General features: G+C 62.9%; 14 protein-coding genes and 1 pseudogene. 12 read left to right on the top strand and 3 right to left on the bottom strand.

The genetic code is table 11. The features are described 5' to 3' along the window. Window positions 1-61 precede the first annotated feature (61 nt). Window positions 62-1105, top strand: coding sequence for a Bug family tripartite tricarboxylate transporter substrate binding protein (locus tag BLS74_RS29595; RefSeq protein ID WP_093110918.1), 1044 nt, complete (start codon window positions 62-64; stop codon window positions 1103-1105). Further along, a complete protein-coding gene (locus BLS74_RS29600) occupies window positions 1102-1338 on the top strand; it encodes an MFS transporter (RefSeq protein WP_093110920.1) in 237 nt (78 codons plus the stop codon). The genes BLS74_RS29595 and BLS74_RS29600 overlap by 4 nt, the downstream gene beginning before the upstream one ends. 331 nt (window positions 1339-1669) lie before the next feature. On the opposite strand, the gene BLS74_RS29610 is transcribed toward BLS74_RS29600, so the two are convergent. Continuing rightward, on the bottom strand, window positions 1670-2584 hold the full coding sequence (locus BLS74_RS29610; protein WP_093110924.1) for a LysR family transcriptional regulator: 915 nt from the start codon (window positions 2582-2584) through the stop codon (window positions 1670-1672). 309 nt (window positions 2585-2893) lie between these two features. Here BLS74_RS29610 and BLS74_RS29615 point away from each other — a divergent pair, with 309 nt between their 5' ends. The 3 genes and pseudogenes from BLS74_RS29615 to BLS74_RS29625 form a co-directional block, all read left to right on the top strand. Further along, window positions 2894-3868, top strand: coding sequence for a tripartite tricarboxylate transporter substrate-binding protein (locus tag BLS74_RS29615; RefSeq protein ID WP_093110926.1), 975 nt, complete (start codon window positions 2894-2896; stop codon window positions 3866-3868). Window positions 3869-3938: 70 nt separating this feature from the next. Then, window positions 3939-4919, top strand: coding sequence for a hypothetical protein (locus BLS74_RS29620; protein WP_212733721.1), 981 nt, complete (start codon window positions 3939-3941; stop codon window positions 4917-4919). Between the two features lie 7 nt (window positions 4920-4926). Next, window positions 4927-5174 (top strand): annotated as a pseudogene (locus BLS74_RS29625) (acetyl-CoA C-acetyltransferase); the annotation flags it as partial. 283 nt (window positions 5175-5457) lie between these two features. Here BLS74_RS29625 and BLS74_RS29630 read toward each other — a convergent pair. Next, on the bottom strand, window positions 5458-6396 hold the full coding sequence (locus BLS74_RS29630) for a LysR substrate-binding domain-containing protein (protein ID WP_093110928.1): 939 nt from the start codon (window positions 6394-6396) through the stop codon (window positions 5458-5460). A gap of 97 nt (window positions 6397-6493) precedes the next feature. Between BLS74_RS29630 and BLS74_RS29635 the strand changes: the two genes are divergently transcribed. The 7 genes from BLS74_RS29635 (at window position 6494) to BLS74_RS29670 (ending at window position 11979) form a co-directional block, all read left to right on the top strand. Continuing rightward, window positions 6494-6946, top strand: a complete 453-nt coding sequence (locus BLS74_RS29635) for a hypothetical protein (protein ID WP_093110930.1) — start codon at window positions 6494-6496, stop codon at window positions 6944-6946. A 105-nt stretch (window positions 6947-7051) separates the two neighbouring features. Beyond that, entirely contained in the window at window positions 7052-8206 is a 1155-nt protein-coding gene (locus BLS74_RS29640; protein WP_093110932.1) for a trans-sulfuration enzyme family protein, read from the top strand. A gap of 37 nt (window positions 8207-8243) precedes the next feature. Next, the gene (locus BLS74_RS29645) at window positions 8244-9131 is read left to right on the top strand and encodes a transporter substrate-binding domain-containing protein (protein WP_244504075.1); all 888 of its coding nucleotides are present in this window, start codon (window positions 8244-8246) and stop codon (window positions 9129-9131) included. Window positions 9132-9168: 37 nt separating this feature from the next. Beyond that, window positions 9169-9906 carry an amino acid ABC transporter permease gene (locus BLS74_RS29650; protein ID WP_093110936.1) on the top strand — a complete coding sequence of 246 codons (738 nt, stop codon included), beginning with the start codon at window positions 9169-9171 and terminating at the stop codon, window positions 9904-9906. Beyond that, window positions 9906-10595, top strand: coding sequence for an amino acid ABC transporter permease (locus BLS74_RS29655; RefSeq protein ID WP_093110938.1), 690 nt, complete (start codon window positions 9906-9908; stop codon window positions 10593-10595). The genes BLS74_RS29650 and BLS74_RS29655 overlap by 1 nt, the downstream gene beginning before the upstream one ends. A gap of 138 nt (window positions 10596-10733) precedes the next feature. Next, a complete protein-coding gene (locus tag BLS74_RS29660) occupies window positions 10734-11249 on the top strand; it encodes a cupredoxin domain-containing protein (protein WP_093110940.1) in 516 nt (171 codons plus the stop codon). A 415-nt stretch (window positions 11250-11664) separates the two neighbouring features. Then, window positions 11665-11979, top strand: a complete 315-nt coding sequence (locus tag BLS74_RS29670) for a transcriptional regulator (protein WP_244504076.1) — start codon at window positions 11665-11667, stop codon at window positions 11977-11979. Window positions 11980-12262: 283 nt separating this feature from the next. Here BLS74_RS29670 and BLS74_RS29675 read toward each other — a convergent pair whose 3' ends face one another. Further along, a complete protein-coding gene (locus tag BLS74_RS29675; RefSeq protein WP_170855769.1) occupies window positions 12263-13102 on the bottom strand; it encodes a phosphate ABC transporter substrate-binding protein in 840 nt (279 codons plus the stop codon). Window positions 13103-13117 lie beyond the last annotated feature (15 nt).

Below are 13117 nucleotides of genomic sequence, written 5' to 3' on the forward strand. Positions count from 1 at the left end.
AGCCGCTGCGCGCGCGCCTATCGAATTTCATTCTCCGTTCATCCCATCCTTTCGCCCGATCATGACCAAATCATCTTCCTGCCTCGACCTTGAGGTTCCCGCGCTGTTCCCGCTACGGCGCTCGCTCGTCGCAGGCGCGGCCTTCGCGACCTTGGCCCTTGCGATGGCGCCATTGCAATCAGCAGGCGCCGCCACCTATCCGGACCGGCCTGTGACAATCGTCTCGGCGTTTCCCGCAGGCGGCATCGTTGACGTCATCGCGAGGCGAATCGCACAAGGCATGTCCGATCGCCTCAAAACCGCCTTTGTGGTTGAGAACCGCACAGGCGCGGCGGGCAGCATTGGCTATTCCTATGCCTCTCGCGCCAAGGCAGATGGCTACACCCTGGTGCTCGCAAGTGGACCGACGACGATGGTGCCGCCCGGCGCGACGGCCTCGACCTGGAACCCGATGACTGGCTTCAGCGCGATTGGGATGATCGGCACCATCCCGCAGGCCTTTGTGGTCCCTCCCAAGACCCCGTCACGTGACCTGCGCGACTTCGTCAAGTCTGCGAAAGCTGAGGCTGCGCACTTCAACTACGGATCGCCGGGCACCGGGACCACTCCCTTCTTCACACTCGAACTGCTCAAGAAGCAGCAAGGCATTGCTCTCACACATGTCAGCTACCGCGGGCAACCCGACGTGATGATCGACCTGATGCGCGGAGACCTGAACATCACGGCCGTGACGCTGCCGCTGGTGTTACCGAACGTGCAAGCCGGAAAGATGACGGCCATTGCCGTGACTTCCCAGACGCGCTCGCTATCACTGCCCGGCGTACCGACAGTGCACGAGCTCGGCATGCCCGAGCTTGGCATCTCGAACTGGTTTGCACTGCTGGGGCCTGCCAACCTGCCGCCCGACATCGTGAACACGCTTTCAAAGACACTGGGGGAGGTCCTGAAGGCGCCACAGATCCAGGCTGATATGAAAGAGATCGGCCTGCTGATCCAACCGAGCCCGCCGGCAGAGACGATGGACTTCGTCAAGTCTGACATCGCTCGATGGACCGCGATGATGGCCAACTTCGGCGAGGCCGACTCGCAGCAGGCCAAGAAGTGAGATGGGCCCCGGTCGGAGCGAACCCCGACACAGAAGCCGACCGCGGCGGCTGGCCCGTGCTGGCGGCCGCGGGGCTTGGCGTGATGCTCTGCTTCTTCGGCAACAGCGCACTCAACGTGGTACTGCCGCAGCTCAGGAAGGATCTCGGCGCATCGAAGCCCCACGCTTCGTGGATCCTGCTGTCGTACATGCTCGTCGGATCCGTGTTTCCTGAGCTTAGGCCGACTCGCTGACCTATGGAGACGCAGCCGGCTCGGCTTGGCCGCATTTATCGCCACGAGTGCGGCCTTCGCGATGGCCTCGAGCGCGCCACTGTTCGCGCTTGCAATGCAGGCCATCGGCGCCGCTGACGTGATTGGGACAGCCAGCGCCAGTTCGCTGTGCTCGATCGACCGGCAGGACCGAGCCGGAAGTTTGAGCTCGCTGGTGCCGCCCGGTCGCTGGTCGGCCTGGGCGGCGTCGCCTATGCCCTGTCGGTGGCGAGTGCTGCCGGTTGGCTGAGGCTACACATGAGGGCGCCGCTCGCGCCAGGCTCCTATTGAAAGCGCGCTGCACCAATACTAGTCAGATCGTCGGGTTTGCGTTGACGCGCTCTAGACAATCCTGTGCCAGTTGAATGAACTGATCCACTAGCGGACTGCCCAGGTCGGTGCGCCAGCACACCGCAATGTCCATGGACGCGCCCACATCGGCCAGCGGTTTGAACACCACGCCCGGCGGGCGCACCAGCTGCGCGCAGCGCGGCAGCAGTGCGAACCCCTCGCCTGCCTGCACCAGGGCCATGGCCGAGGTGGCCGTCTCCACGCGGTGTGAGATGGGCGTGGTCACGCCATGCTCGCGCAGCAGCGCGGCCACCACCGAGCGGTCAGCGCTGCCGCCCAGCACCGGTAGGCCGATGCGCGCGGCGCCGGCCAGGCTGGCCAACTCGAGCGCGGGCTGTCGAGCCAGCGCCGAATCGTCGCGCAGCGCCACCATCAGCGGCTCGGCGCCGATGGTGCAGCTGCTCACGCCCGTTGCCGCGATGGGCGGGATGCACAGCGCCACCGACACTTCCGCATCCAGCACTGCGGCCTCGCCGTTGATGGCGTTGATTTCGACATACTGCACCTCGACTTCGGGCATCTGGTGGCGCATCGCTTCGGCTATGCCGGGCAGCAGGGGGTAGGAAAGCACCACCATGGTGCCCACGGTGAGGCGCCCGCGCCGGCCCTGCCCGATGGCCATGGCGGCATCCACGCCCTCGTCGGCCAGCATCAGCGCTTCCTTGGCGCGCACGTAGAGCGCCTGACCAGCCTCTGTGATCTCCATCCCGCGTGGCCCGCGCCGGAACAGGGGCGTGCCCAGCAGGGTTTCCAGGTTCTTAATCTGCGTGGACAGCGGTGGCTGAGCCATGTGCAGCCTGCGCGCGGCGCGGCCCACGCTGCGCTCTTCCGCTACGGCGACGAAATAGCGAAGGCCTCGGAGGTCAGTGTGACTCATACGAATCCGGTATGTCTGGCCGGGCAAAGAATATTGGACAGGCCCGGGGGCGCTCTCGATGATCAGCCCATGATAGAAACATCGTCATCCAGCAACGCCCCGCTGCATGCCCTGTCGGCCATGACCTTGCGCGGCCAGCGACGGCCTGCCCATCGGCCTGCAGCTGGTGGGCCGCTTCAAACAAGACCTGCCCCTGCTGCAGGCAGCTACGCAGTTCATGGCCGCGCACACACCTAGCCGGCCGCTGCCCCTCATCGCGGACTGATCCGGTCCGCATCCATCTCTTTCTCCATTCCAGGCCCCATTCCTATGCGCTTCCCCATCTCTTCCCTCCTGGTGGCCCTGGCCGCCGCCTGCATGCTGCTGCCCGCCCATGCCAACGACGAAGGCACGCCCTACAAGCTGGTGCTGGGCTTCCCGGCTGGCGGCCCACTGGACGTACTGGCTCGCTCGGTGGCCGAAGAGATGAGGCTCGCGCTCAAGGCCCCGGTGCTGGTGGAGAACAAGCCCGGCGCCTCAACGCAGATTGCCATCGGCACCGTCAAGAACGCCAAGCCGGATGGCCGCACCGTCCTGCTGGCGCACACGCCGGCCTTCGTGCTCTTTCCCATGACCTTTGCGCAGCTGAGCTACGAGCCACAGAAGGACTTCGTCCCGGTTGCCCATCTGGCCAACGTGCGCAGCGCCCTGTCCACCGGGCCGGGCACGCCCTACAAGACGCTGCCCGAGTATGTGCAGTGGGTCAAGTCCAACCCGGGCCAGGCCAACGTGGGCTTGGCCAACTTGGGCGGCACCCTGCACTTCGCCGTGCTGAAGATGGCGCAGGAAACCGGCGTGGACCTGCAGCCCGTGACCTACAAGGGCGGTGCCCCGCTGGCCACCGACATCATGGGAGGCCACATTCCGCTGGGCGCCGACGCCCTGGCCAGCCAGCTGGAGCTGCACCGCTCGGGCAAGCTGCGCATCCTGGCCGTGACGGGGACACAGCGCACCGCTTGGCTGCCCGATGTGCCGACGGCCAAGGAGGCCGGCTTCGCGGCCTTCGACAAGGCCGTGACCGCCTACGGCGCTTATGTGCCGGCCGGCACGCCCAAGGCCGCTGTGCAGAAGCTGGAAGCGGCCTTTATCGCCGCGATGAAGACCGACAGCGTCAAGAAGCGCCTGGACCATGTGGGCTTGGAGGGCACCGGGCTGGGCAGCGTCGAACTGAGCCGCACCATGGACGAGGAGCGCAGCTACTGGACGCCCGTGGTGAAGGCCTCGGGCTTCAAGGTGGCGCAATGAGTGGCTGGCAACTGCTCGCGATGACGAACCGCGCGACGGTGCGGCGAAGGACTCTTCTTCGGCGCAGGTGATGCCCGGCCAGCAGGCGGGCGTCGCGCCCTGGCGCGTGCTGACCATCTTGTGCCTGGCCGTGGCGGTGTGCTTCTTCAATGCCACGGCCATGAGCGTGCTGCTGCCCACCGTGGCGCAGGCGCTGCAGGCCGGCCCCGTGGCTGCGCCCTGGGAGGTTTGCAATCGTGATGCCAATCTCTTCGAAAAATCCAACCCGCTCGACTACACGAACTGGCTGATCGAGCGCAACGGCATCTGCGGGAACAACAACTTTCGCAAGGCCACCCGATTGCTGAAGTACCTGAGAGACATCAAGACGAATTTCACCTGTCCCTCGTTTCTCCTGACGACGTTGCTTGGAATACAGGTGTACGCCTCCGATAAGGGCGCATCGGGCTTCGCCGATGTTTCCACGACGCTCAAGACGCTGGTTGATCGGCTCGATGACTGGCTGCAGGCTAATCCAAGCAAGCCCACGGTGCGAAATCCCGTGCTGTTCGAGGAGATTCAAAGCACTGCGTGGGACGACACCAAGTACTCGAACTTCCGCGCGAAAATCAATCTGTACCGTGGCTGGATCGATGACGCCTACGATGAACCAGACAACGAGGAAAGCATCGGAAAGTGGCAGCGTGTGTTCGGCGAGGACTTTGCCGCTCGGGAGGCTGTCGAGAAGGCTAGCAAAGTCAGCGAAGCTGCACTATCCGTGGTCCGGGGTAGCCCGGTGTTGGCTGGTGTGGCCGATCTAGTGGCGTTGGTGAAGAAGATCGGTCGTACGGCCTTGCCGAGCGGCTTTGATCGCCTGCCGCACATGCGCCGTCCACGATGGCGGGTGGCTACCGGCACACGGTTGACGGTGAACGTTGGTGCGCAACTCTGGACATCCCGATACGGGCAGCAGGTCCGCCGCTTGCCTCGCTCGCTTCCACGCAGCCGGGATACTGGGTCCGCTTTAATGCGAGCAACAACCTCGGACTTCCTTTCCCCGAGACCTGCGTGAAGGACGCGACCTGTGGGAAGTCAACGAAGCCTTCGCCGTGGTGCCGATGGCGCTGATGCACGAGCTCGACGTCTCGCACCACATCGTCAACGTGCACGGCGGCGCCTGCGCGCTGGGCCACCCGATCGGCGCCAGCGGCGCACGCATCATGGTCACGCTGATCCATGCGCTGCAGCAGAAAGGCAAGAAGCGCGGCGTCGCGACACTGTGCTCGGCGGCGGCGAGGGCACTGCTGTGGCGCTGGAGATCATCTGATGGAAATTCGAGGCAACGTGTTTTTGGTTTCTGGAGGGGCGTCCGGGCTCGGTGAGGGCACGGACGCGAACGCAAGGTGCTCTTCGGCACCAGCTTTCCAATGCTTTCCTCGCATCTCGCTTAAAAGCCGAACAGCCGAGCGGGGTTGCTGACAAGCAAGCGATGCCGCATCCCAGGCGGGCTCCAGCCGGCAACAGCGTCGAGATTGTTGCGTCTACTGCTCGTTCGGATCGGTGAAGTGCCCGCCGGTGCAAGCGCAGCAAGCCTGTTGTGGACAAGCGAGCTATCGCTTTGAGCCTGGTTTCAAGAAGACGGACAGTGCCTTCTGATCTTCCGCGAGTTGGATTCTCATGAGTTGCAGGACGCGCAGCGCAACGCTCGACAGGGGTTGCCCCGGTGGCAGCACCAGCAGTCCGGCGAAAGACACGTCAAGCGACAGGGGGCGGATGACCAGCCCCCGCTGGGCATACTCGAGGGCAGTGATCGGATTGACGACGCCGATGCCCAGCCCACGCATGGCCATTTCGCAAACGCTCGCCGCGTACGGGGTTTCGACAACCACGCTCAGGCCGACATCGCAATCCGCCAGCGCGCGCTCCAGGCGCCGTCGCGAGGCGTCCTCGGGGTTGAGCGCGAGGAACGGCTCTTCCGCGAGCTGGCGCGGCTGGATGGTCTTGACGTTGACCAAGCGGTGCTTCGCGTGCATCACCACAACGCCGGGAAAGCGTGCGAACTCGGAATGCTCCAGGCCCGTCGTCGGCATCTCATCGGCCATCAACCCGAAGTCGACCTGGCGCCCCAGAACGGCCTCGTGCACCTCTCGCGAACTGAGCACCTGCAGCGAGATCTGAGGCCGGGCTTCGGAGTCCCGTCGCTCGGCGACAAGCCGCGATAGCACTCGCGGGACAAAGGTCAGTCCGAATGCCGGATAGACCGCGACGCGCAGGGTGTTCACCCCGAAACGCTTCAGGCTGCGCATGCGGTGCTCGATGCTGTCCAGGCCGACGAAAACGCGCTCGACCTCGAGCAACAACGCCTGGGCTTCGGGCGTCGCATGCAGGCGGCCTCGAAGCCGGCGGAACAGGGCAAAGCCGGCGGCTTCCTCGAGCCTGCGCAACGACTGGCTGACGGCGGGCTGCGTGACACCCATGAGCGCGGCGGCCTTGCTGGCAGACCCTACCGACATCACGGAGCGGAACACCTCGATTTCCCGGAGCAACATATAACAACGACTTATGGAGAGAGAATTTCAGGCGTGATTCAGATTATCACCACGGCCATAGAGTCGGTAGCTTCAGCCACCCCCTTGGAGAAGCGCCATGAAACTTCAGACCATCCTGGCAGTGACTGCCCTGGCTCTTGCCGTGCCCGCCTGGGCGCACGACTTTTCGTCCGACATCGCCAAGTTCAACAGCATCGCAGCGACCAAGAAGCTCGACAGCGAACCGGCCCTCGCCGCGAAGCTCGCACTAGAGCGCGCGCAAGGAGAGATGGAGCAGTCGGACGTGAAGATGGTGTTGCGCATCCGCTCGATGACCAACGCGGGCCTGCGCACGCTGGGGGAACAACCCGCCTTTCTGACCAGCGAGTTCAAACGCCTGGAAGCCGCGCTGGCCAATCCCAAGACGAATGACGCCACCAAGGTCGCCGCAGCGAAGGAGATCTTCGCCCGGTTGGCGATCGAGATGCGGGTGTACACCGATCTGGAAAACATGGCCGTCGAGCAGATGAAGCAAGCCTTGCAGCTCATCGAATCCGCGCCTGGCAAATGAGCTCGGCAGCACTGCCCGCCGTGGCAAGAACGACGTCATCGCGTGCAAGCCAACTTCGGAGCAGGGCGCAAATCCTGCATCTGTGGAACTGACCAACCTTCCATCGTGAACTCACAAACTCCAACCAACGACGCGTTTGCCAGTCTGGTCCCGCCGGTGTGGCGCGCCTCGACGGTCGTCTTCGATTCGCTCGACGATTTCGTGCACCGGCGCAGCCGCATGCCGGACGGCTTCAGCTACGGGACCACCGGTACGCCAACGCAGCGCGCACTCGAGGTGCGCATCGCCGAGCTGGACGGCGCCGCGCATTGCGTCGTCTTCCCTTCAGGGCAGGCGGCCATCTGCAGCACGCTTCTGGCTCTGCTCAAAAAGGGCGATCACCTTCTGATGACCGACGCCGCTTACGGCCTCGCCAAATCGTTCGCCGTTGAGCGGCTGCAAGCGCTCGGCGTCGAGGTCGAGTTCTACAGGCCGCGCATCGGCGCGGACATCGAACGGCTGATCCGACCGACAACGCGGCTCATCTGGCTGGAGTCGCCAGGGACGGTGACGATGGAGCTGGAAGACGTCCCGGCCATCACCGCCATCGCCCGTGCCCACGGTGTGGTGACGGCCATCGACAACACCTGGGCGAGTCCGCTGGGCTTCTCTGCACTGGCGCACGATGTGGACCTGTGCATCCACGCTTGCACCAAATACATGGGTGGCCATTCGGACGTGCTGATGGGTAGCGTCGCCACCAACGACGAGCGCCTGTACCGATCCCTGCGAGGTCTTCAATCGCTGATGGGACTGGCCGTCAGCGCGGAGGACTGTTTCCTCGTGTCGCGCGGATTGGACACGATGCAGGTGCGGATGGAGCGCCAGGCAGCCAGCGCGCAAATGATCGCCGCCCGGCTCTCGGCGCACCCATTGGTCCGCCAGATGCTCTTTCCTGCTTTGCCCGGCGCACCGGACCATGCCACGTGGGCCCGTGATTTCAAGTTGTCGGGATGCCTGATGTCGCTGCAGCTTGTGGACTCGCCTTATGAGGCCTACCGCACGCTATTCCGGGAGCTGAAACTATTCTCCATCGGCGCGAGCTGGGGTGGCGTGCGCAGCATCGCGGCCTTCTACCCGGCGGAAGAGCTGGCCAAACGCAATTTCAGTGACGTGCGCGGCCCGGTGATTCGCCTGTCCGTCGGCTTGCAGGATCCGCACGAGCTGCTCGACGAGCTGCTGGGCGCCCTGAACGCCTTCGAAACCAGTTTCAAACTTTAGTCCAAGACATTTGGAGCCCGCGATGACTTTCAAGCCGATGATCAAAACCCTTATTGCCGCGGCCGGCCTCGCGCTGTGCGCTGGCGTGGCCGCGCAGTCGCTGGATGGCACGCTCAAGAAAATCAAGGACACCGGAACCATCACTGTGGCGACTCGCGGTGCATCCATTCCGTTCAATTACCTGGACGACAACAACAAGCAGACGGGCTTCGCCTGGGACATCTCGCAGCGCGTGGTCGAGCAGGTGAAGAAAGATCTGAAACTCGCGAGGCTGGAGGTCAAGACCCTGGAGGTCACTCCGCAGACGCGCATTCCTCTGGTGGCCAACCAGACTGTCGACCTGGAGTGTAGTTCCACCACCAACAACGTCGAGCGACAGAACCAGGTTTCGTTCTCGACCACCTTCTTCGTCGTCGGAGCGCGCCTGCTCGTGCGCAAGAACTCCGGCATCAAACACTGGTCCGATCTCGTCGGCAAGAATGTCGTCGTGAGCGCAGGAACAACCGCCGAGCGCATGCTGCGCCGCCTCAACGAGCAGAACAAGTGGGGCATCAACATCATCCTGGCCAAGGACATCAACGAGAACTTCCTGACGGTTGAAACCGGACGGGCGGTGGCGGCCACGCAGGACGACATCATTCTCTTCAGCAACATCGCTCGCGCCAGGAATCCGGCGGACTGGGAAGTGGTGGGCGTGCCCCAGCAGAAGGAGGCCTATGGCTGCATGCTGCGAAAGGGCGATGTCGCCTTCAAGAAGCTCGTCGACAACGTGATCGTGGGGATGATGCGCTCGGGAGAGTTCGCGTCGCTGTACGACAAATACTTCCTCAAGCCGATCGCCGTCAAGGGAAGCGTCACCGTCAACTTCCCGATGTCGCCGGAGATGCAGCAACTCATTCGCAACCCGAACGACCAGCCGTTGTGATCGCCCGGCGACGAAATCTCATGAACTGCCTCACACGATGCACTACGCCTGGGATTGGCTGATCTTCTTCAAGCCCTCGGTCACCGGGGAGGGCCTGTACGGCCTGATGCTTGTGCGTGGATTGTTGTGGACGGTGCTCCTGTCGTTGATGGCCTGGACGCTTGCGCTAGGTCTCGGCCTGGCCGCCGGCGTGGCGAGGACGCTGCCCAATCGTCCCGCGCGCTACCTGTCCACGGTGTACATCCACTGCTTCCGCAACACGCCACTGCTGGTCCAGCTGTTTCTCTGGTACTTCGTCGTGCCGGAACTGTTGCCCATCGAATGGGGCAATGCGGTCAAGCAGATGAATCCGACGACCAACCAGTTCCTCACGGTACTGGTCGGACTGACGCTCTACACGGCCGCGAAGGCGGCCGAGCAGGTGCGCGCAGGCATCGAATCGGTGCCACCCAGCCAGAAGCAAGCGGCCATGGCGCTCGGGCTGGGGACCACAGCAGCCTACCGGCATGTAATCCTGCCGCAGGCACTGCGCATCGTCATCCCGCCGCTGACCTCGGACTTTCTGAACGTGTTCAAGAACTCGGCCGTGGCGCTCACCGTCGGGCTTATGGAGTTGACCGGGCAGACGCGCCAGCTCAGTGAGTTCAGCGCCCATCCTTTCGAGGCCTTCATCGCCGCGACGGTCATCTACATGGCGATCACCTACGGCGTGATCGTGCTGATGCGCCGTATCGAGATTCGGGTGCGCGTGCCGGGCCTACTGGGAGGCGCCTGATGGGTTACGACTTCGACTGGGCGTCCTTGCAACGCGCCTGGCCGTACCTGATGCAGGGCCTGCAGATGACCGCCTTCCTCGTGGTGGTCGCCATGGCAGCGGGCATCGGCCTCGGAACCCTGCTGGCAATCACCCGCATCTTCGCGCCGCGTCCGATCGCGACCGCCGTTGCCGGCTATGTGAACCTGTTCCGCTCGATTCCGCTCATTCTCACGATCCTGTGGATCTACTTCCTGATGCCCGTGGTGCTCAGAATCGCCACAGGCGATCCAAACCTTACTGTTGGACCGATCTATGCGGCGCTGGTGGCGTTCGTACTCGCGGAGTCCGCTTACTACTGCGAGATCATCCGCGCCGGCATCGGCAGCGTCCGCGCGGGGCAGATGCAGGCGGGCCAGTCGCTGGGCATGACGCCCTGGCAGACCTTGCGCCACGTCATCCTGCCCCAGGCGTTTCGCAACATGACGCCCTCGCTGATCAATCAGACCATTGCCCTGCTCAAGGACACCTCGCTCGTCTACGTGATCAGCCTGAACGACTTTCTCGGGGCGGCGACCAAGGTGGGACAGCGCGACGGGCGCGTTGTCGAGGTCTACATCCTCGTTGCCGTCGTCTACTTGGCACTGTGCACTGCAGGTGCCTGGTGGGTTACCTGGCTGCAACGGCGCAAGGCCGCGCCGGCGCTTTGAATGAACTTCATGATCGAAATCAACGACGTCTCGAAGTGGTACGGCTAGTTTCCGGTGCTGCAGGACTTCCTCTCCAAAATCTCGCAGCATTGAATTGATGGCCTAAGTTCGCTGCACTGTTTCAACCCAAGGAACCACATGAAATCGATCAAGGCATTGATGCTGGCCAGCACGCTGGCGCTCTCTGGCGTTGCATTTGCGCATGGTGATGAAGACCACAGCGAGCCGTCCGGTCCGATCAGAAAGGAGCAGAAGGATTGGGGAATCGCGGGAGACGCTCGAGCGGCGAAGCGAACTCTGATATTCAAGATGACGGACGACATGCATTTCACCCCTGACCGCATCCAGGTGAAGCAGGGCGAGACGGTCAGGATTTCCATCAAGAACGATGGGAAGTTGATGCACGAGTTCGTCTTGGGTACAAAAAAGGAACTCGACGAGCACGCAGCGCTCATGGTGAAGTTTCCCAGCATGGCGCACGACGAGCCTTATATGGCACACGTTGCTCCCGGCAAGACGGGCGAGATCGTCTGGACCTTCAACCGGGCCGGCGATTTCGACTTCGCCTGCCTCGTGGCGGACCACTATGAAGCCGGCATGGTCGGTAAGGTCAAGGTTGTGGCTTCCTCCAGTGCCAAACCGAGTCCGCCCTAAGCTTTGCCCTCACGTTAGACCTCTCGAAGAAGGCGACGACGTCGCGACGAGGGCCTGGCCGACGGCCGAGCTCGACTTGTTCTGCGACCGGGCATGCCCCGCTCACAGAGCGGCACGCGACTCACCGGTGTGGTCCAACGATCTCCCGGCGCTGATGCGTCCAGACGGAACGTCTTCAGAACCCGGAAGCGGGGGACGTTATCGAAGGCACTGGTGGTCTGCGCAAGCTGCGACACGGCGATGCCCGGCGGGGCAAGGGAAAGAGCGGCGGCCTGCGGGTCATCTACTACTGGTGGGATGGCGGCTCGCAATTCTGGCTGTTCACTCTCTATGACAAGGATGAGGCGACCGACTTGAGGCCCGACGAAAAGAAGGCGCTCAAGAGCATGCTGAAACGCGAACTGGAGTCCAGAAAATGACGAAGCGAAACCTCTTTGCCGAGATTTCTGAGGGCTTCGAGGCCCTCGCAGAGCATCGCGGCGGCAAGCGCACGCTGCGCACGCATGAAGTTCAGGACATACCGGCGGCCAGCGATCCCGGCGAGCGAGTTGATCGCCCTGCGCGAAAGCCTCCATTTGTCCCGTCCTGTATTCGCCCGCTACTTGCGAACCAATCCGAGGACGCTGGAGAACTGGGAACAGGGCCGCGCCAGGCCGAATGCGCAGGCTGCACTTTTGATCGTCTTGTCCAGCGCTTCCCTGATACGGTGGATCGGCTCGCATCCGTTTGAGTCTTGTCGATAAACGATGGCTGATGTCCGTCGCCGGCCGAGGCTGTGTGAAAACTCAATGCGGTCGACATCGCTCCGAAAGTCGACCTCTCAGATGGACTCAGGTTGCGTTTTTTTCTGATGTGCCAAGGGGTCAAGGACCCCTGAAAACATGACTCAACGGAGTTTTCACACAGCCTCGGCCACAAGCCGACATTTCGCTACGTCGGCAATGCCGTCAGCCCGTCAAGCGTCCTCCTGTTCAGTGTTTGAAGCTGGCCCAGTTGTCAGCGCTTGCTTGCCTTTAACGCAAAGGGACGGCACCGTTGGCGAGGATGACGCGATCTCCGTCCGGGCTGAGCAAGAAGTCGAGGAACTTCCTCGTCGAGCCAACTGGCTCGCCCTTGACGACAAACAGAAAATCGCGGGTCAGAAAATAGCGGCCGCTCTTCACGTTTGCGATCGTCGGTGCCACGCCATTGAGTGAAAGGGCTTTGACCTTGCCCCCGCTTTGTTCCACTACGGTCATGCTGGTCATGCCCAGCGCGTGTGGAGTCTCCGCAAGTGCCTTCGCCATGTCGCCTCCGCGAGGCATCACCTTTGCTGTCGCAACCTCCTTCAGGTCCTTGAAGCAATCGATCTTTGTTCGAATCACTTCAGGGTCCACTTCTGCTGGGGGGCGCGTCAGCACTGCGACGAGACTATCGCTGCCACCCAAAGGACGCCAATTGTCGATCTTGCCGCCATAGACTTCGCAGGCTTGGATCTCGCTGACGTTGGCGATCGGGACAGTCTCGTTGACTGCGAAGACAACCGCGCCCTTTGCGGCCTCAAAGACTCTCAGATCGCCCGCGCGCACATCCTCGGGCTTGATGCCGTGGCTAGCGAGGGCAATCTGAATCTTCCCTTCTGCCAGCGCTTTGAGGCGTGCGCCTGTGCCGAGCCCTACCCCGACTTCGATCTGCGCGTCTGGGACCTGCTGGCGGTAAGCGCTCGCAAGGGCCCTCGCGAGCGGGAGCATTCCAGTCGAACCATCAAGAATGATCTTTTCCTGCGCCCGCGCCGGCAGCAGCACGAGTGCCAGCGGAACAACTATGGCCAAAGCAAGTGCCTTCGACCACAACACAGATCCGATGGTTGACATGATCTTCTCCGGTTC

The sequence above is a fragment of the Variovorax sp. CF079 genome (assembly GCF_900101545.1).
Lineage (GTDB): Bacteria > Pseudomonadota > Gammaproteobacteria > Burkholderiales > Burkholderiaceae_C > Variovorax.

Coding starts and splice junctions, on each gene's coding strand:
- BLS74_RS29595 (WP_093110918.1), top strand. CDS start 62: ATGACCAAATCATCTTCCTGCCTCGACCTTGAGGTTCCCGCGCTGTTC.
- BLS74_RS29610 (WP_093110924.1), bottom strand. CDS start 2,584: ATGAGTCACACTGACCTCCGAGGCCTTCGCTATTTCGTCGCCGTAGCG.
- BLS74_RS29615 (WP_093110926.1), top strand. CDS start 2,894: ATGCGCTTCCCCATCTCTTCCCTCCTGGTGGCCCTGGCCGCCGCCTGC.
- BLS74_RS29620 (WP_212733721.1), top strand. CDS start 3,939: ATGCCCGGCCAGCAGGCGGGCGTCGCGCCCTGGCGCGTGCTGACCATC.
- BLS74_RS29630 (WP_093110928.1), bottom strand. CDS start 6,396: ATGTTGCTCCGGGAAATCGAGGTGTTCCGCTCCGTGATGTCGGTAGGG.
- BLS74_RS29635 (WP_093110930.1), top strand. CDS start 6,494: ATGAAACTTCAGACCATCCTGGCAGTGACTGCCCTGGCTCTTGCCGTG.
- BLS74_RS29645 (WP_244504075.1), top strand. CDS start 8,244: ATGATCAAAACCCTTATTGCCGCGGCCGGCCTCGCGCTGTGCGCTGGC.
- BLS74_RS29650 (WP_093110936.1), top strand. CDS start 9,169: ATGCACTACGCCTGGGATTGGCTGATCTTCTTCAAGCCCTCGGTCACC.
- BLS74_RS29655 (WP_093110938.1), top strand. CDS start 9,906: ATGGGTTACGACTTCGACTGGGCGTCCTTGCAACGCGCCTGGCCGTAC.
- BLS74_RS29660 (WP_093110940.1), top strand. CDS start 10,734: ATGAAATCGATCAAGGCATTGATGCTGGCCAGCACGCTGGCGCTCTCT.
- BLS74_RS29670 (WP_244504076.1), top strand. CDS start 11,665: ATGACGAAGCGAAACCTCTTTGCCGAGATTTCTGAGGGCTTCGAGGCC.
- BLS74_RS29675 (WP_170855769.1), bottom strand. CDS start 13,102: ATGTCAACCATCGGATCTGTGTTGTGGTCGAAGGCACTTGCTTTGGCC.